The organism is Bacillus salacetis, from assembly GCF_003581585.1.
In the GTDB taxonomy this organism is placed as follows: domain Bacteria; phylum Bacillota; class Bacilli; order Bacillales; family Bacillaceae_B; genus Rossellomorea; species Rossellomorea salacetis.
In genome coordinates this window covers 1-17,192 of sequence record NZ_QXIR01000028.1, presented here as the reverse complement: position 1 = coordinate 17,192, position 17,192 = coordinate 1, and the positions used below count along the sequence as shown (strand labels likewise).

The 17,192-nt window shown below is 43.8% G+C and carries 24 protein-coding genes; 22 read left to right on the top strand and 2 right to left on the bottom strand.

The features are described 5' to 3' along the window. Positions 1–13 precede the first annotated feature (13 nt). The 20 genes from rplO to salA all read left to right on the top strand — a co-directional run bounded on the left by rplO (position 14) and on the right by salA (position 14,311). A complete protein-coding gene (rplO, locus tag D3H55_RS17450) occupies positions 14–454 on the top strand; it encodes a 50S ribosomal protein L15 (RefSeq protein WP_119548607.1) in 441 nt (146 codons plus the stop codon). Then, positions 454–1,746 carry a preprotein translocase subunit SecY gene (gene secY / locus D3H55_RS17445; protein WP_119548606.1) on the top strand — a complete coding sequence of 431 codons (1,293 nt, stop codon included), beginning with the start codon at positions 454–456 and terminating at the stop codon, positions 1,744–1,746. Before rplO ends, secY begins: the two co-directional genes overlap by 1 nt. 59 nt (positions 1,747–1,805) lie before the next feature. Continuing rightward, on the top strand, positions 1,806–2,456 hold the full coding sequence (locus D3H55_RS17440; RefSeq protein WP_119548605.1) for an adenylate kinase: 651 nt from the start codon (positions 1,806–1,808) through the stop codon (positions 2,454–2,456). Next, positions 2,456–3,202, top strand: coding sequence for a type I methionyl aminopeptidase (gene map / locus D3H55_RS17435; protein ID WP_119548604.1), 747 nt, complete (start codon positions 2,456–2,458; stop codon positions 3,200–3,202). Before D3H55_RS17440 ends, map begins: the two co-directional genes overlap by 1 nt. A 15-nt stretch (positions 3,203–3,217) precedes the next feature. Further along, positions 3,218–3,544 (top strand): KOW domain-containing RNA-binding protein, encoded by a 327-nt coding sequence (locus tag D3H55_RS17430; protein ID WP_119548603.1) that lies wholly within the window; start codon positions 3,218–3,220, stop codon positions 3,542–3,544. Then, the gene (gene infA, locus D3H55_RS17425) at positions 3,531–3,749 is read left to right on the top strand and encodes a translation initiation factor IF-1 (RefSeq protein WP_113929778.1); all 219 of its coding nucleotides are present in this window, start codon (positions 3,531–3,533) and stop codon (positions 3,747–3,749) included. The genes D3H55_RS17430 and infA overlap by 14 nt, the downstream gene beginning before the upstream one ends. Before the next feature lie 38 nt (positions 3,750–3,787). Then, positions 3,788–3,901 (top strand): 50S ribosomal protein L36, encoded by a 114-nt coding sequence (gene rpmJ / locus D3H55_RS17420; RefSeq protein ID WP_000868344.1) that lies wholly within the window; start codon positions 3,788–3,790, stop codon positions 3,899–3,901. A gap of 24 nt (positions 3,902–3,925) precedes the next feature. Beyond that, the gene (rpsM, locus tag D3H55_RS17415) at positions 3,926–4,291 is read left to right on the top strand and encodes a 30S ribosomal protein S13 (protein WP_119548602.1); all 366 of its coding nucleotides are present in this window, start codon (positions 3,926–3,928) and stop codon (positions 4,289–4,291) included. Positions 4,292–4,316: 25 nt separating this feature from the next. Further along, on the top strand, positions 4,317–4,706 hold the full coding sequence (rpsK, locus tag D3H55_RS17410) for a 30S ribosomal protein S11 (protein ID WP_119548601.1): 390 nt from the start codon (positions 4,317–4,319) through the stop codon (positions 4,704–4,706). A 167-nt stretch (positions 4,707–4,873) separates the two neighbouring features. Further along, a complete protein-coding gene (locus tag D3H55_RS17405) occupies positions 4,874–5,818 on the top strand; it encodes a DNA-directed RNA polymerase subunit alpha (protein ID WP_119548600.1) in 945 nt (314 codons plus the stop codon). A gap of 47 nt (positions 5,819–5,865) precedes the next feature. Further along, a complete protein-coding gene (rplQ, locus tag D3H55_RS17400; RefSeq protein WP_119548599.1) occupies positions 5,866–6,228 on the top strand; it encodes a 50S ribosomal protein L17 in 363 nt (120 codons plus the stop codon). A 960-nt stretch (positions 6,229–7,188) separates the two neighbouring features. After that, positions 7,189–8,025: an energy-coupling factor ABC transporter ATP-binding protein gene (locus D3H55_RS17390; RefSeq protein WP_119548597.1), complete on the top strand. Its 837-nt coding sequence runs from the start codon at positions 7,189–7,191 to the stop codon at positions 8,023–8,025. Beyond that, positions 8,001–8,870 carry an energy-coupling factor ABC transporter ATP-binding protein gene (locus D3H55_RS17385; protein ID WP_119548596.1) on the top strand — a complete coding sequence of 290 codons (870 nt, stop codon included), beginning with the start codon at positions 8,001–8,003 and terminating at the stop codon, positions 8,868–8,870. Before D3H55_RS17390 ends, D3H55_RS17385 begins: the two co-directional genes overlap by 25 nt. Then, the gene (locus D3H55_RS17380; protein WP_119548595.1) at positions 8,867–9,664 is read left to right on the top strand and encodes an energy-coupling factor transporter transmembrane component T family protein; all 798 of its coding nucleotides are present in this window, start codon (positions 8,867–8,869) and stop codon (positions 9,662–9,664) included. The genes D3H55_RS17385 and D3H55_RS17380 overlap by 4 nt, the downstream gene beginning before the upstream one ends. A gap of 13 nt (positions 9,665–9,677) precedes the next feature. Then, a complete protein-coding gene (gene truA / locus D3H55_RS17375) occupies positions 9,678–10,415 on the top strand; it encodes a tRNA pseudouridine(38-40) synthase TruA (protein ID WP_119548594.1) in 738 nt (245 codons plus the stop codon). A 183-nt stretch (positions 10,416–10,598) separates the two neighbouring features. Next, complete coding sequence (gene rplM, locus D3H55_RS17370) at positions 10,599–11,036, top strand: 50S ribosomal protein L13 (protein ID WP_119548593.1); 438 nt, start codon at positions 10,599–10,601, stop codon at positions 11,034–11,036. 22 nt (positions 11,037–11,058) lie between these two features. Continuing rightward, entirely contained in the window at positions 11,059–11,451 is a 393-nt protein-coding gene (gene rpsI / locus D3H55_RS17365; RefSeq protein WP_119548592.1) for a 30S ribosomal protein S9, read from the top strand. Between the two features lie 454 nt (positions 11,452–11,905). Further along, positions 11,906–12,352 (top strand): DUF2521 family protein, encoded by a 447-nt coding sequence (locus D3H55_RS17360; RefSeq protein ID WP_119548591.1) that lies wholly within the window; start codon positions 11,906–11,908, stop codon positions 12,350–12,352. A 68-nt stretch (positions 12,353–12,420) separates the two neighbouring features. After that, positions 12,421–13,143 (top strand): N-acetylmuramoyl-L-alanine amidase CwlD, encoded by a 723-nt coding sequence (cwlD, locus tag D3H55_RS17355; RefSeq protein ID WP_119548590.1) that lies wholly within the window; start codon positions 12,421–12,423, stop codon positions 13,141–13,143. 109 nt (positions 13,144–13,252) lie between these two features. Continuing rightward, positions 13,253–14,311 (top strand): iron-sulfur carrier protein/transcriptional regulator SalA, encoded by a 1,059-nt coding sequence (gene salA / locus D3H55_RS17350; protein WP_119548589.1) that lies wholly within the window; start codon positions 13,253–13,255, stop codon positions 14,309–14,311. A 166-nt stretch (positions 14,312–14,477) separates the two neighbouring features. Here the strand turns inward: salA and gerD are convergent, their stop codons facing one another. After that, positions 14,478–15,131, bottom strand: a complete 654-nt coding sequence (gerD, locus tag D3H55_RS17345; protein ID WP_119548588.1) for a spore germination lipoprotein GerD — start codon at positions 15,129–15,131, stop codon at positions 14,478–14,480. A gap of 152 nt (positions 15,132–15,283) precedes the next feature. On the opposite strand from gerD, the gene D3H55_RS17340 reads away from it, so the two are divergent. Next, complete coding sequence (locus D3H55_RS17340; protein ID WP_119548587.1) at positions 15,284–15,901, top strand: KinB-signaling pathway activation protein; 618 nt, start codon at positions 15,284–15,286, stop codon at positions 15,899–15,901. A 40-nt stretch (positions 15,902–15,941) separates the two neighbouring features. On the opposite strand, the gene pdaB is transcribed toward D3H55_RS17340, so the two are convergent. Next, on the bottom strand, positions 15,942–16,691 hold the full coding sequence (gene pdaB / locus D3H55_RS17335; RefSeq protein ID WP_119548586.1) for a polysaccharide deacetylase family sporulation protein PdaB: 750 nt from the start codon (positions 16,689–16,691) through the stop codon (positions 15,942–15,944). 139 nt (positions 16,692–16,830) lie between these two features. Here pdaB and D3H55_RS17330 point away from each other — a divergent pair, with 139 nt between their 5' ends. Continuing rightward, positions 16,831–17,061, top strand: coding sequence for a hypothetical protein (locus tag D3H55_RS17330; protein WP_119548585.1), 231 nt, complete (start codon positions 16,831–16,833; stop codon positions 17,059–17,061). Positions 17,062–17,192 lie beyond the last annotated feature (131 nt).

Sequence of the window (17,192 nt, the reverse complement as noted above, 5' to 3'; positions counted from 1 at the left end):
AGGAGGTGCCGACATGAAATTACATGAATTAAAACCTGCTAAAGGTTCTCGCAAAGAGCGCAATCGTGTAGGCCGTGGTATCGGTTCCGGTAATGGTAAAACATCCGGAAAAGGTCACAAAGGTCAAAACGCTCGTTCTGGCGGCGGAACTCGTCCTGGTTTCGAGGGTGGTCAAACACCTTTATTCCAACGTCTTCCTAAGCGCGGTTTCACGAATATCAACCGTAAAGAATACGCAATTGTTAACCTTGATGCATTAAATCGCTTTGAAGAAGGAACTGAAGTTACACCTGAGCTTCTTATCGAAACTGGTGTAGTGAGCAGCGAAAAAGCTGGAATTAAGATTCTTGGTAAAGGTAATATTGAGAAAAAGCTTACAGTGAAAGCAAACAAATTCTCATCTACTGCTAAAGAAGCAATCGAAGCTGCTGGCGGTAAAACCGAGGTGATTTAATGTTTCAGTCAATCTCCAATTTTATGCGCGTGGGTGATATAAGAAACAAAATTATCTTCACCCTTCTTATGTTAGTCGTCTTCCGCTTGGGTACTTTCATTCCAGTACCGAGCGTGGATGCAAACGTACTGAAAATGCAAGAACAAGCCGGGTTAATCGGCTTCCTGAATACATTCGGCGGAGGAGCGCTTCAAAACTTCTCGATCTTTGCTATGGGGATCATGCCGTATATCACAGCATCTATCATTGTGCAGCTACTGCAGATGGATGTTGTGCCTAAATTTACGGAATGGTCTAAACAGGGGGATGTTGGCCGCCGTAAATTAGCTCAGTTTACCCGATATTTCACTATCATTCTTGGTTTCATACAGGCATTGGGTATGTCTTATGGATTCAATACAATGTATAGTGGATTATTAATTCCTAACCCAAGCGTTACGACGTACCTTTTAATTGCATTGATCCTTACTGCCGGTACGGCGTTTTTATTGTGGCTGGGTGAACAAATCACTGCCAAAGGTGTTGGAAACGGTATTTCGATCATCATTTTCGCAGGTATCGTAGCAGCTATCCCTAATGCAGTGAACCAATATTATGCATCACAGCTTCAAGGAGCCGGCGACGCCCTGTTCCTTCGCATCGTGGTGACACTATTGATCTTATTAGCTATCGTGGCAATCATAGTCGGTGTTATCTTTATCCAGCAGGCACTGAGAAAGATTCCTATCCAATACGCCAAGCGTCTGGTAGGCCGCAGTCCTGTCGGAGGACAATCCACTCACTTGCCATTGAAAGTTAATGCTGCAGGTGTAATTCCGGTTATCTTCGCGATATCCTTCATTATTACACCGCAAACCATCGCATCATTCTTTGGTACGAATGATGTTACAAGTACGATCCAATATGTGTTTGATTATACCCAGCCGATCGGAATGATCATTTATGTTGCGTTGATCATCGCATTTACGTACTTCTATGCTTTCATTCAAGTCAATCCTGAACAAATGTCAGAGAACTTGAAGAAGCAAGGTGGTTACATTCCGGGAATTCGCCCTGGTAAAAACACTCAGGAGTATTTGACAAGGGTACTATATCGTCTGACATTCGTCGGTGCGATATTCTTAGCTGTCATTTCCATTCTTCCTGTTTTCTTCATTAAGTTTGCAGGTTTACCGCCTGCTGCTCAAATTGGAGGAACAAGCTTGCTGATCGTTGTGGGTGTTGCACTCGAAACGATGAAAGGGCTGGAAGCTCAGTTGGTGAAACGCCACTATAAAGGCTTCATTAAATAAAAAAGGTTTTGGGGACTTCAGTTCCCTGAAACCCTAATAGAAACTGAGGTGGAATTCGAGTGAATATAGTATTGATGGGTTTGCCGGGTGCAGGAAAAGGAACTCAGGCTGAAAAGATCGTTGAGAAATATGGGATACCTCATATCTCCACAGGCGACATGTTCCGTGCCGCTATGAAAGAAGAAACGGAACTAGGCTTGAAGGCAAAATCTTTTATCGATAAAGGTGAATTGGTACCGGACGAAGTTACGATCGGTATCGTTCAGGAGCGTCTTAGCAAAGAAGATGCTCATAAAGGATTCCTTTTGGACGGTTTCCCAAGAACGGTTGCCCAGGCAGACGCTCTTGAGAACATCCTCGATAACCTTGGCAAGAAAATTGATTATGTGATTAACATTCAAGTAGATAAGGGTGTCTTGATGGAACGCCTGACAGGCCGGCGCATCTGTAAAAACTGCGGAGCGACTTATCATCTTGTATTTAATCCTCCAAGTGAAGACGGCGTTTGCGACCGCTGCGGCGGAGAACTTTATCAGCGTGCTGATGACAACGAGGAAACGGTTCAGAATCGCTTGGAAGTCAATATCAAACAAACACAGCCGCTTCTTGATTTCTATCAGGACAAAGGCTATCTAGTAAACATCGACGGACAGAGGGATATCAAAGAGGTATTCTCTGAAATCGATAAACTGATCGGGAGCTCCCGCTAATGATCATTTGTAAAACTCCTCGTGAGATAGACATCATGCGTGAAGCAGGTAAAATTGTCGCACTCACTCACAAGGAATTGCAAAAGCATATCGCTCCGGGAATCACGACTCGTGAATTGGATGCAATCGCTGAAAAATTCATAAGTCAAAATGATGCAATTCCTTCTTTTAAAGGTTATAATGGGTTTCGTGGCAGCATTTGTGCTTCCGTAAATGACGAGTTGGTTCATGGGATTCCAGGTGACCGGACGTTGAAAGACGGCGATATTATCAGCATCGATATCGGTGCGAAATATATGGGTTACCATGGTGATTCAGCTTGGACTTATCCTGTTGGAACTATAGATGACGAAACTCAAAGACTGCTGGATGTAACTGAGGAATCATTATATCTTGGCTTAAAAGAAGCAAAACCAGGTGAACGTCTATCGAACATCTCTCATTCGATTCAGACTTTTGTTGAAGCAGAAGGGTTTTCCATTGTTCGTGAGTATGTCGGGCACGGTGTTGGTCAAGACTTACATGAGGATCCCCAAATTCCTCATTATGGTCCTCCTAACAGAGGTCCGCGTCTTAAACCTGGTATGGTACTTGCTATTGAACCTATGGTGAATGCAGGCAGTCGTTATGTAAGAACATTGACGGATAACTGGACAGTTGTCACAGTTGATGGTAAAATGTGTGCTCACTTTGAACACACAATTGCTATTACAGAAGAAGGTTACGAGATTTTAACGAAAGCCTAAGTGAAGGTGATCTGATTGATCGAGTCCGATACGACTCCGTGTATAGGTCAAATCGTTTCAACCAAAAAAGGAAGAGATGCCGGGCAGTACTCGGTGATCATCCAGAAGCTGGATGAACGGTTTGTGTTGATTGCGGATGGAGATAAACGAAAGTTTGATCGTCCAAAGAAGAAAAACATTCAACATCTCTCTTTTCACAATTATATTTCTCCAGAAGTTCAGAACAGTTTATCAGAAACTGGGCGAGTGACAAATGGGAAACTGCGTTACGCTCTAACAAAGTTTTTGAATGAAGTCTTAGATGATGTTAAGAAGGGAGACGAATTCGATGGCGAAAGATGATGTAATCGAAGTGGAAGGCACGGTAGTTGAAACTTTGCCTAACGCTATGTTTAAGGTAGAATTAGAAAATGGTCATACGGTACTTGCTCATGTATCCGGGAAGATTCGCATGCACTTCATCCGAATCCTGCCAGGAGATAAAGTTACTGTTGAACTTTCTCCATATGACCTGACTCGCGGAAGAGTCACTTATCGTTATAAATAATCTATTGCACTCCGTACTCTCAAGGAGGTTAGAATAAGATGAAAGTCAGACCATCTGTAAAGCCCATCTGCGAAAAATGTAAAGTTATTCGCCGTCGCGGTAAAGTAATGGTTATCTGTGAAAACCCTAAACACAAACAAAAACAAGGCTAATAATGAAGGAGGTGCGCGCTTAATATGGCACGTATTGCTGGTGTAGATATCCCACGTGACAAACGTATTGTCATTTCACTAACATACATTTATGGTATTGGTAAAAATACCGCTAAAAAGATCCTTGCAGAAGCTGGTGTTTCTGAAGACACTCGCGTTCGCGATCTAACTGATGATGAACTTGGTAAAATCCGTGACATCGTTGACAAGTTGAAAGTTGAAGGAGACCTTCGTCGTGAAATCTCCCTAAACATCAAACGTCTAATGGAAATCGGTTCTTACCGTGGTCTCCGCCACCGCAGAGGCTTACCGGTTCGCGGTCAAAACACTAAAAACAATGCTCGTACTCGTAAAGGTCCTCGTAAGACTGTAGCGAACAAGAAAAAATAATAGGTAAAGGAGGTTACATCTGAAAATGGCACGTAAAACTAATACTCGTAAGCGTCGTGTGAAAAAGAATATCGAAGCTGGTATTGCACACATTCGTTCTACATTCAACAATACAATTGTAATGATCACTGACGTTCATGGTAATGCTGTAGCATGGTCAAGTGCAGGTTCTTTAGGATTCAAAGGTTCTCGTAAATCTACTCCTTTCGCTGCACAAATGGCTGCTGAAACTGCTGCAAAAGCATCCCAGGAACATGGATTAAAAACTCTTGAAGTAACAGTAAAAGGACCTGGTGCAGGCCGTGAAGCAGCAATCCGTGCTCTTCAAGCTGCAGGACTCGAAGTTACTGCTATCAGAGACGTTACTCCAGTTCCTCATAATGGATGTCGTCCGCCAAAACGTCGCCGTGTTTAATTTCTCTGTATAAATTTCGTATCCCTGTCAATAATGGATATGATAAAATGATACGTTTCATGGAGAGGGTTAAACCAGTTGTTGGTATACAATCGGGAACGTAAACATGGGAAATTTCGGTGCTGCCTAAGCCGGGATTTCGACGTTTTGAAGGAGGGTAAATATTAATGATCGAAATTGAGAAACCAAAAATTGAAACGGTTGAGATCAGCGATGATGCCGCATTTGGAAAATTCGTCGTAGAACCACTTGAGCGTGGGTATGGTACAACTTTGGGTAACTCCTTACGTCGTATCCTATTGTCCTCACTCCCTGGTGCTGCTGTAACTTCCATTCAAATTGATGGAGTGCTGCATGAATTTTCAACAATTGAAGGTGTCGTGGAAGATGTAACGACAATCATCATGAATATCAAAAAGCTTGCTCTGAAGATCTATTCTGATGAAGAGAAAACGCTTGAAATTGACGTTAATGGTGAAGGAGTAGTAACAGCTGCTGATATTACTCACGATAGTGATGTAGAAGTTCTTAACCCTGAACTGCACATTGCTACATTGTCTGCTAACAGCAACTTCCGTATGCGTCTGACAGCTCAACGAGGTCGAGGATATACACCTGCTGATCAAAACAAACGAGAGGACCTGCCAATCGGCGTGATCCCTATCGACTCTATTTACACTCCAGTTTCACGCGTTAACTATCAAGTAGAAAACACTCGTGTTGGTCAATTGACTAACTTCGATAAACTATCTCTTGATGTTTGGACTGACGGAAGCATTGGCCCGAAAGAAGCCATTTCCCTTGGTGCTAAGATCCTCAATGAGCATCTTAACATCTTTGTCGGTCTTACTGACGAAGCTCAGAATGCTGAAATCATGGTAGAAAAAGAAGAAGACCAAAAAGAGAAAGTTCTTGAAATGACAATTGAAGAACTGGATCTATCTGTTCGTTCATATAACTGCTTGAAGCGTGCGGGAATCAACACTGTTCAGGAGCTTGCCAACAAGACTGAAGAAGATATGATGAAAGTACGTAACTTAGGGCGTAAATCCTTGGAAGAAGTTAAAGTTAAGCTTGAAGATCTGGGCTTAGGTTTACGCAAGGACGACTGAGTCAAGCATCAGGTTATTTAACGATTTAACAAAGGAGGGAATCTAAAATGGCATACAGAAAGTTAGGGCGTACTAGCGCTCAACGTAAAGCAATGCTTCGCGATTTAGCTACTGACCTAATCATCAACGAACGCATCGAAACAACAGAAGCTCGTGCAAAAGAACTTCGCTCAGTTGTTGAGAAAATGATCACATTAGGAAAACGTGGTGACTTGCATGCACGTCGTCAAGCATCAAGCTTCATCCGTCATGAAGTTGCTAATGCAGAAGAGAACCAGGATGCAATCCAAAAGTTGTTCTCTGATATCGCTGGCCGTTACACAGAGCGTCAAGGCGGATACACTCGTATCATGAAGCTTGGACCTCGTCGTGGTGACGGTGCTCCAATGGTTATCATTGAGCTAGTATAATTTCATTCATACACAACAAGGGCAGGACAGTTATTTTGTTAACTGCTTCTATGCCCTTTTTGTTTACACCTTGGTCAATACTCAAAAAGCAGAGCGTTACGATGGGCATTCCCTGAAGTGACCCGTCTAGCTCATGCACCTCTTCCAGCTTCTATCCATTAGAAGTCCGTTCACACGCTGAACAAGAAAGCAGCCGCTATCTATGGAACGAGGTGCAGGCTTTTTTTTGTATTCAGGACTTTTTCGAAAAGTGTTGATCTCAGCTGCAGGCACCCAACTCCGCGGGGCGCGCGGTGAACAAAAAAGCGCAAGTGGCCGATCAGCGACGTACAGATTGGAGAGCTCTCGGATGAGATAAAGGAATCACGAAGAGCAAAGCGATTCGATGATGACTTATCATTAAAAAGCGGAAAGGCCCTTTCAGCTGCGTACGGACTGGACTGACTCGCATGAGATAAAGGAAACATAACGAACAACGTGAGTTGATGTTGACTTATCGCAAGGAGGAGTTGGGAAATCCGCTATCAGCTGTACCTTGGAGCTGGATTCGCAAGAAGAGAGATCGAAATCTGCTAGTCGTTGGCCACTGGAGCTGGATTGAGCCTCCTCGGCTGGCCTGTGGGGTCTCACCTGTCATCAAAAGTGGAAGCGCCCCGATCAGTCCCGACAGGCAAATGTTCCAAAGAGAAAAAAAGGCGATTTTCCCTTTTATTCTCTTTGGGTTATTTGACCCCGAGGGGCTGGGCGCTGGAACTAGACGTCGCGCTAATCCCGCAGGAGTTGGGTACCTTCCGCTCCGACCAACACTATTTGAAAAAGACTACCATTTGTGTTGGATTAAAATTTGAAATCCGTGTTCTGTCTTTAACTAGATACTAATGATTCACAAGTAGCTTTCCCAATTCAATAAATTTTAGAAGAGAACAGTTTGAGCATAGAAGAGATGAGAGGAGTGGTACGATGAAAGAACTCATTTCCATAGAAAATGTAAGTTATCGCTATCATGAGCAGGAAACCTATGCCCTGAATGATATTTCCCTAAAAGTCTTTGATAGAGAATGGCTGGCGATTGTCGGGCACAATGGTTCTGGCAAATCAACTTTAGCCAAAATGCTGAATGGGCTGCTGTTTCCTGAAAAAGGAACAGTAACAGTGGATGGAATTCCATTATCAGAAGAGAGCGTCTGGGATATCCGGGCCAAAATAGGAATGGTTTTTCAAAACCCCGATAACCAGTTTGTCGGGACGACAGTGGAAGATGATGTGGCTTTTGGTTTAGAAAATCACGGAATCCCGCAGTATATAATGGCAGAAAGAGTCATCGGGGCCCTTGACATGGTCAATATGAGTGATTTTCTTAATCAAGAACCCCACCACCTGTCTGGTGGCCAGAAACAGCGTGTGGCCATCGCTGGAGTCGTTGCGCTCAGGCCTGATATTATCATATTGGATGAAGCTACCTCCATGCTGGACCCTAAAGGCAGGCAGGAAGTACTGGCAACAATCCGTGAGCTAAAAAAGAACAGTAACCTGACAGTCATTTCGATCACCCATGACTTGGAAGAAGCTGCAAAGGCTGATCGTATGCTGGTGTTAAACAAAGGAGAGGTATTCAAGGAAGGGACTCCTCTGGAAATTTTCAAACTGGACGAGGAATTGACTGCTCTTGGGCTGGATATCCCGTTTCCGGGAAGAATGGCAAAAGCGTTGAAAAGACGGGGGATCTCCCTTTCTGAAACCTATTTAACACAGGAAGAATTGGTGAGGGATTTATGGACATATCATTTGAACAAGTAGAATACCGGTATTCTGCCGGGACACCCTTTGAGAAGCTGGCCCTTGAGGATCTCAACCTCCTTTTGCCTTCAAAGAAATACACAGCTATCATAGGGCATACCGGTTCCGGTAAATCGACTCTTCTCCAGCACTTGAATGCCCTGCTTAAGCCAACTTCAGGCAAAGTGTCCATTGGTGAATATGAAATAACCCCAAAGAAGAAGAATAAGCAGTTGAAGCCCATCCGGAAGCGCGTCGGCATCGTCTTTCAATTCCCTGAGCATCAGCTTTTTGAGGAGACAGTCCTTAAGGATATCTGCTATGGTCCCCAAAATTTCGGGGTTTCAGAGGAAGAGTCAGAAAGGCGTGCAAGGGAATTGATCGTCACTGTCGGGCTCGATGAGGAAGTATTGGAACGCTCACCTTTTGATTTATCAGGTGGCCAGAAGAGAAGGGTGGCCATTGCCGGAGTACTTGCCATGGAACCGGATGTCCTGGTCCTCGATGAACCTACTGCAGGACTCGATCCCAGAGGGCGGACGGAAATCATGGATATGTTCAATAGGATCCATTTGGAAAAAGGGCTGACTACAGTGCTGGTTACACACAGCATGGAGGATGCAGCACGGTATGCGGATGAATTGGTCATCATGCAGAAAGGGAAGCTAGTCGGGAAGGGATCTCCGGAAGAGATTTTTTCGAAGCCGGACTGGTTATTCTCTCTTGGGCTGGATGTCCCTGAGACAGTCAAATTTCAATACAGCGTGGAACAGCAGCTGGGGCACAAATTCGGCAGAACCTGCTTGACCATAGAAGAGCTTGCTGATGAAATACTGGCCCATGTGGAAAGCGGTGACCGTTCATGATGGATAAAATGATTTTCGGCCGGTATATACCAAGTGATTCTTTCGTTCACAAAATGGACCCCCGCTCCAAGCTGGTTTTTGTTTTTGCATTCATATGTATTGTATTCCTTGCTAATAATGCGGTAACCTATGCAATCCTTGGAGCATTTACATTAGGAGCCATGCTTTCGGTGAAGATTCCAGTCAAGTTCCTAATTGGGGGATTGAAACCAGTCATGTGGCTCGTTTTGTTCACCTTCCTTCTGCATATATTTTTCACTAAAGAAGGAGAAGTTCTGCTGGACGTGGGTTTCCTGAAAATCCATGAAGAGGGTCTGAGACAGGCTGTCTTCATTTCGCTTCGTTTTACGTATCTCATCCTGGTAACGACCCTGCTGACACTTACGACATCGCCAATTTCGATAACAGACGGTCTTGAAACTTTGCTGAACCCACTGAAAAAAGTCAGGTTCCCTGTACATGAAATGGCATTGATGATGAGTATCTCCCTCCGGTTCATCCCTACCTTGATGGAAGAAACGGACAAGATCATCAAAGCGCAGACAGCCAGGGGAGCAGAACTGGCTTCAGGGCCCGTTAAAGAAAGAATCAAGTCGATTGTGCCTTTACTGATTCCATTGTTTGTTGGTGCATTCAAGCGTGCGGAGGATTTGGCGACCGCAATGGAAGCGAGAGGCTACAAGGGCGGCGAAGGCAGGACGAAATACAGGGTTCTGCACTGGACAGTGACAGACACGGCAGTCCTTGGTTCCCTGGTTGTCCTGGCAGCCATCCTGATTGTATTAAGAGGCTGATAGGAGTGTTCTCATGCAGAGAATAAAGTGTACAGTGGCATACGACGGCACACCGTTTGCCGGCTATCAGGTGCAGCCTGGGAAGCGGACAGTCCAGTTGGAAATAGAAAAAGCCCTCCGGGAAATCCATAAAGGGGAAGATGTAAAGATAACAGCATCGGGAAGAACGGATGCAGGAGTCCATGCAAAGGGACAAGTCTTTCACTTCGACACAGGGCTCTCGATCCCAGAGGAGAAGTGGCCAACGGTTCTGAACAGCAAACTGCCGCCGGAAATCGTCCTCACTTGGGCAGAAAAAGTTTCAGGTGATTTTCATTCACGCTTTTCTGCCGTCAAAAAGGAATACCGATACTGCGTCTACCAAAACCAAGCAGCAGATCCTTTTAAAAGACACTTTGCATTGCATTATCCATTTCAGATAAATATCGAAGAAATGAGGAATGCTGCGGAGTATTTGATTGGAGAACATGACTTCACCAGTTTTTGTTCAGCGAAGACGGAAGTGGCGGATAAGGTTCGGACGATTTACTCAATTGGAATCGAGGAAGCCGAAGAAGAGATCACTTTCTCCTATATAGGGAATGGGTTCCTTTATAACATGGTCAGAATCCTTTCAGGGACGCTTTTGGAAGTCGGAAGGGGCAAGTACACTGCGGATGATGTAAGAGGCATGCTGGAGGCGGCAGACCGGGGTGCAGCGGGCAAAACAGCTGCTCCGCAAGGGCTGTATCTCTGGAAAGTATACTATTGAAAAAAAAATACTAAAACAACTAATCCAGGTGTAACATTCCCTTGACATCCCGGCGCGAACAAGATATTATAACATATGGTATGTTATTAACCCCACGATAAGCCCCGGAATCTTATTGTGATTGAAGATATATACTATCGGAACTTAAATGAAATTGAATGATAAATATTAGGAGGGTAACTCATGCGTACGACATATATGGCAAAAGCTAATGAAATCGAACGTAAGTGGTACGTTGTTGACGCCGAAGGAAAGACTCTTGGTCGCCTTTCCAGCGAAGTAGCAGCAATCTTACGTGGTAAACACAAACCAACTTTCACACCACACGTTGACACTGGTGATCACGTTATCATCATCAACGCTTCCAAAATCGAATTGACTGGTAAGAAACTTACTGACAAAATTTACTACCGTCACAGCCAACACCCAGGCGGTTTGAAGTCTCGTACAGCTCTTGAAATGCGTACAAACTACTCAGAAAAAATGCTTGAACTTGGTATTAAAGGTATGCTTCCAAAAGGATCTTTAGGCCGTCAAATGTTCAAGAAACTGCATGTATACGCTGGCGCTGAACATCCGCATCAAGCACAACAACCAGAAGTTTACGAACTTCGTGGATAATCAATAAGAGGAGGTAATTATCTTGGCACAAGTTCAATATTACGGAACTGGTCGTCGTAAGAGCTCAGTAGCTCGTGTACGTTTAGTACCAGGTAACGGTAAGATCGTTATTAATGATCGTGAAGTAGAAAACTACATCCCATTCGAAGCACTACGTGAGGTTATCAAGCAGCCTCTAGTTGCAACTGAAACTGTTGGCAACTATGATGTATTGGTAAACGTACACGGTGGTGGATACACTGGCCAAGCTGGTGCAATCCGTCACGGTATCGCACGTGCATTGCTTCAAGCTGATCCTGAATACCGCGGAACTCTTAAGCGCGCAGGATTACTGACTCGTGACGCTCGTATGAAAGAACGTAAGAAATACGGTCTTAAAGGCGCTCGTCGTGCACCTCAGTTCTCAAAACGTTAATCTTATTAACGTTCGATCCCAGCTGGATTATCCAGCTGGGATTTTTTGATGTTATTGGAGGTATAGGGGCATCATTTAAAATGAAAAGAGTTGCGAGGCAGGAAAAGAGAGCAGATTAGAACATCAAAGCAGGAGAACCAGTTATTTGATGTAGTAAAAAGAGGGTAATTCGGACATCAACTGTGATGAACCAATGGATGATGCAGTAAAGGAGGGTTAATAGGCACAATATAACGTCAAAAACATAAAAAGATGCTGGTTGCTCGGCCGGCGGGGCTACATCAAACGCTAAACTTCCAAATTAATGTATCCCGCTTAGCCTGCAGAACAAACAAGGCACCTCAGGTTCGACAAGATCCGGGGCGTGACTGTCACTAAAGCCAGAATTGGAAACCATTGCTCGAATGAAGAACGACTTTAAGCTAAAAATAACGTTCAAAGGGAGGGAATCGCTTTGAGCGTTATTACTTCATTTAATTCAAAAAGAAGAGAGAAGCAGATACAGCATGAACGAAAGCTGCTGCGGGAAGTCTCCATTAAGATGCTTCAGGAAAGTGTCCGAAAGCATTTTGGCCAGATCAAGATCCAGGGAGGCGTCTTTATGCAGCAGGGGTTTGATGAAGCCTGCTTTGATGTGGCGGTAGAGGCTTATTTACTTGGCGGGAAGCTGAGCAAGTTTGGATACAGCGGCGAAACACTGGAAGAGGTACAAAAACGCTGTAATCCTGAAATGAAGCACTATATCGATACTTTATATAACTTCTGGCTATACTGGTCAGAGCTTGGCGTTTCCAATACCGTGGACGAGTCCTTTTATTACAGCTGCGAACATTTTGTTGAGACGTGGTGGAGTGAAGGGTATCAAAATGGTATTAAACGGCATAAGCTCAGAATGCATTAATTTTTTCCGGCAGTTCTAAATTCATCCCTTGTCCCATATTTTTTATAGAGATGGGGGAGGGATTTCAAATGAAAAATAAATTGAAGATGATAGGGTTTGCCGGGGTTGCCATCATAATATTCATCATTTTTCAATATAAACTGCTTGATACAGGCACTTGGGAATCCTGGAATCTTCCTTTGTCAGGAAAAATTATTTATCTTGATCCCGGTCACGGAGGCCCTGATGGGGGAGCGGAAAGCGGTTCGGGGTCAGATGAAGTACTGGAAAAAGATATTGCCTTGAATGTTTCAAAGATGCTTCGTGATTACTTTCAGGAGCAGGGCGCCCTTGTCATCATGACGAGGGATGATGACAGTGATCTTGCTCCAGAAGGAACAAGAGGATACAGCCGGAGAAAAACACAGGATCTTAAGAAGCGTCTGGAGATGATCAATTCATCCAACGCCGACCTGTATCTCAGCATTCATTTGAATGCAATTCCTTCCAGCAGATGGAGCGGAGCACAAACCTTCTATAATCCTAAATTCAAGGAGAACAAAGAGGTTGCCGAAAAGATTCAGTCCGAGCTGATCCGAAATCTTGAAAACACGAAGAGAGAGGCAAAGGGGATCCAGAATGTGTATTTGGTAAAACATATCAATAAGCCTGGTGCCCTGGTAGAGATTGGCTTCCTGTCCAATCCGGGAGAAAAAGCCAACCTTATTACTGAGAAGTATCAACAAAAAGTAGCTGCTTCCATATATGAAGGAGTATTAAAGTATTATGATGAGAAAACTGATGAGGAATAACCTCTCAGTTTTTTTATTTCTATAAGCTGTTAGACAATTCAATACAATTAGGATATGTTATACTGAAATAGAATGAAAACGAATTCAAGATTAGAGGAAGGTGTTAGCTATGTTATCCCAACAACAAGTTAGAGATTTACTATATAAAATCAAAGATCCATTTTTACATAAAACACTGGAAGAAACAAACGGTGTTCTTGAAGTAAGTGTCAAAGAGGAAAAGAATCATGTCAGTGTAAAGGTTGCGATTGCCAAAACCGGGACAGCAGAGCAAATGAAGATGCAGCAGGAAATCGTCAAGGTCCTTAAAGAAAATGGGGCTGAAACGGTGGGTATCCGATTTGCAGATCTTTCTCCTGAGGAACTTGAAAAACATAGGGGATCACAACCGGAAGGCGAAGAGTCCGGCAGCCTCCTGTCTCCTGGAAGCAAAACAACATTCATCGCGATCGCCAGCGGAAAAGGCGGAGTCGGTAAGTCGACAGTATCCGTCAACCTTGCTGTTTCACTTGCGCGCGCAGGTAAAAAGGTAGGATTGGTCGATGCCGATATATATGGTTTCAGCGTTCCTGATATGATGGGGATTGTGAAGCGTCCGGTCGTAAGAGGAGAAAAGATCATCCCTGTTGAAAGATTTGGCGTTAAAGTCATCTCTATGGGCTTCTTTGTGGAAGACAATGCACCAGTCATCTGGAGAGGGCCCATGCTTGGAAAAATGCTGAATAACTTCTTCAATGAAGTGGAATGGGGCGACCTTGATTACCTGCTGCTTGACCTTCCGCCGGGAACAGGCGACGTAGCCCTGGATATCCATACAATGCTCCCGCAATGTAAAGAGATCATCGTGACGACCCCTCACCCGACTGCAGCATTCGTTGCTGCGCGTGCGGGCGCCATGGCTTTAAGTACTGACCATGAGATCCTGGGTGTTATCGAGAATATGTCATACTTCGAGAGCAAGAACACCGGCGAAAGAGAATATGTATTCGGAAGAGGCGGGGGAGAGAAACTGTCAGAAGAATTAAGAACGAACCTCCTTGGGCAGCTCCCGCTTCAGCAGCCTGACTGGAATGAGGATGACTTTGCTCCATCCGTATACGATACAGACCACCGAGTCGGAAAGATCTATGGGGATATCGCCCACAAAGTCATCGACTTGCTGTCCTGAATTGAAACGTAGAACAAGCGGCTTGAAACGACAGCCGCTTGTTTTTTTATTCCCTTTTTTATAAATTGCTGCGATAGTCAATCAGAGAAACAGAGGGGAGATCCTACTATGGGGATTCTCTCCGTAAGAGAAAATGTGTTTTAAGAGGAGGAAGGAGAAGGGCTGATCAAGCACCGCCTCCGCCTCCGCCACCGGATTCACCGCCGCTTTGTCCGCCTCCGCCACCAGATTCACCAGCACCGCCTTGTCCGCCCTGCTCTCCGCCCTGGCCTTTCATTTCGCTCGCTGCTTTAAGAAGGATGTCCTGAATCTTAGCTTTGAACAGCGGACTTTCAAAGGTTTCGGTCACTACTTGCTGGAGATGCTCCCTGTACTCTTTGCTTTTCAGAGTCTCTCCGATTTCCTTTTGGATTTCAGGATCTTTCATGATATCCATGACCATGCCCTGGTATTCGGGATCCTTCATGAGATCTTTCAGCAGCTTTTCATTTTCACCCTTCATACTCTTTGCCATGGATTCAGCAAATTTAGGGTCTTCAAAAGCTTTCTTCCAGAACTCGCTGCCTTTATCAGAAGTTAGAGTGGTCGTTATCGTTTCCTTTACAACCCCTTCATCCATGATAAGCTGCTGTTTCACTTTTTCATCAGCCATTATCTCCTGGATCGCCTTTTTCCCATCATCTGTTTTCAGTATATCTACAACCATCTTCTTGGTTTCCTCATAGTCAGGCTGGCTGGCGCTCGCTTGCCCGCCTCCTCCGCCGCACGCAGAAAGAAGCAGGAGCGGCAATAATAAAAATAGAAAGGATAATTTTTTCATTTTTAAGCCCCTTTCACTTCAAAATACCCCTACAATTAATATGGATTAAACCAAAAAAAATATACCGCAGGATAAGGTAGATGTGGATTTTTTAAATGGTCGTTTGGTACAATCAAAGAAGTGCAAAAAAATGTAATGGAGGCATTTCTTAAGTGACTATCCGAAATTGGATTCGATTATTTTTCTCCACACTTATGGTGGGTGGAGTTGTAACTGGTGTTTCAGGCCTGATATTGAGGTGGGATGAATTCAAACCATGGTTCATTGATTTTGACCTCGGAAGGATTCTTTCTGTTCTTCTATGGCTTATAGTAGTCGGCTTTACGTTTAGTGTCATCAGTCAAATGGGGTTTTTCGCTTATTTGACCATTCATCAATTTGGCCTTGGCATGTTCCGTTCTTTTTGGAATACAGTGCAGGTCGTAGTAATTCTTTTTGTTTTGTTTGATTTGATTTATTTCCGCTTCGATGGATTTACGAACAATGGAGAGGTCAGGTATTCATATATCTTTTTATTCTTAATGATTACCGTGACCGGGGTGGGGGTTGCCTTCTTGAAAAACAAGCAGTCAGCCCAGAATACATTCATCCCGGCGATTTTCTTTATGGTTGTTGTAACGGTGCTGGAGTGGCTCCCGGTCCTGCAGGCTAAAGAAAGTAAGTGGCTTTTCCTGATGCTGTTTGCATTGGTGGCCTGTAATGCCTACCAGCTGCTCGCATTGCCAAAATTCAATAAGCGCTCAGAAGAGGAAAGAAAAGCAAAGAAATGATGAAAGGACTGATCCCGCCGAGGGGCCAGTCCTTTTCTGATTAAGGAACCAATGTCGTTTTCGTCTTACCATTGGCAATCATTTCAGAGACACTTTTGAATTCTCCTTTAGACTTAAGAACCTTAACAATTTCCGGAAGGGACTTTTCAGTTTGTTTAGCGGAATCCGAAGCATGAAGGAGCACTATATCACCTTTTTTCGCTGCAGAGACATTTTTGATAATCTGTTCGGCACCTGGATTTGTCCAGTCCTGGGAGTTGATGCTCCAATGAACCACAGTAAATCCGAGTTTATCGGCAATAGACAGCACCCGTTTATCAAAATGTCCGGTTGGCATTCTAAGAAGAGTGACATCTTTAATATTCAACTTCTCAAAGACTTCTTGGGCTTTCAGGATGTCCTGACGCACTTTGGCATCTTCCATCTCGCTGTAATCACTATAAGCATAACCCAGGCTCCCGATTTCGTATCCTTGTTTATTGATCTTTTCAACTATATCCGGATGTCTTTCAGCCCAAGCTCCAGAAAGGAAGAAGGTAGCGGATTGAACCCCTTGATCCTTGAGCTTCTCAAGGATCGGTTCAGCTTTCTCGTCCCCCCAGCCCACGTTGAATGTCAGGGATATTCCCTTATCACCTTTATAAATGGCTTTTGGCCCATCATCCGTTGAGAAAACAGGAAGAGCAGAGAGGCTGCCGGTAAAAATGAATAAAGCCGTGAAAAAAGAAATGACCAGAATCAGAATACCCTGTTTTAGTTTTCGGGCATTTAATGAGTAGAAAACATTCATACAATCCCTCCAAGAGACAATATCCTGTTCTAACATATGCATGTCCGAAGAAAAAATATTACAGAAATAACGAAAAGCCTATTATAAATTCCGCCCAGTTGGAAAAAACTACAATTACTACGTTGAAGGGGTGACAGAGTTGCTGGGTTTCTTAATAAACGAAAGAGAGAAGCAGGAAATGGAATACTTATTGAAAAGAGAAATGGATGAAATTCTTTTCGATTTGAAAGATTCAAGAATAGATCATATTGTAAAAAGAGCAATGGATGAAAGATATAAAATATTATTTGAATTATTCAAAAGGGTCGCTTCCCATAAAGACTGTATGAAATACATGAAAACCAAAAGAATAGAGCAGGGGAAATCATAGTTGATGCCGCGGAAATTGCGGACAAGCAAAAAAGTATTTTTTTTTTGTGAAAATCGTTGACTTTGATTTATCATCTTGATATATTAATAAACGTCGCTGCTGAACAACGGCGTTTCATACAAAAACATTTT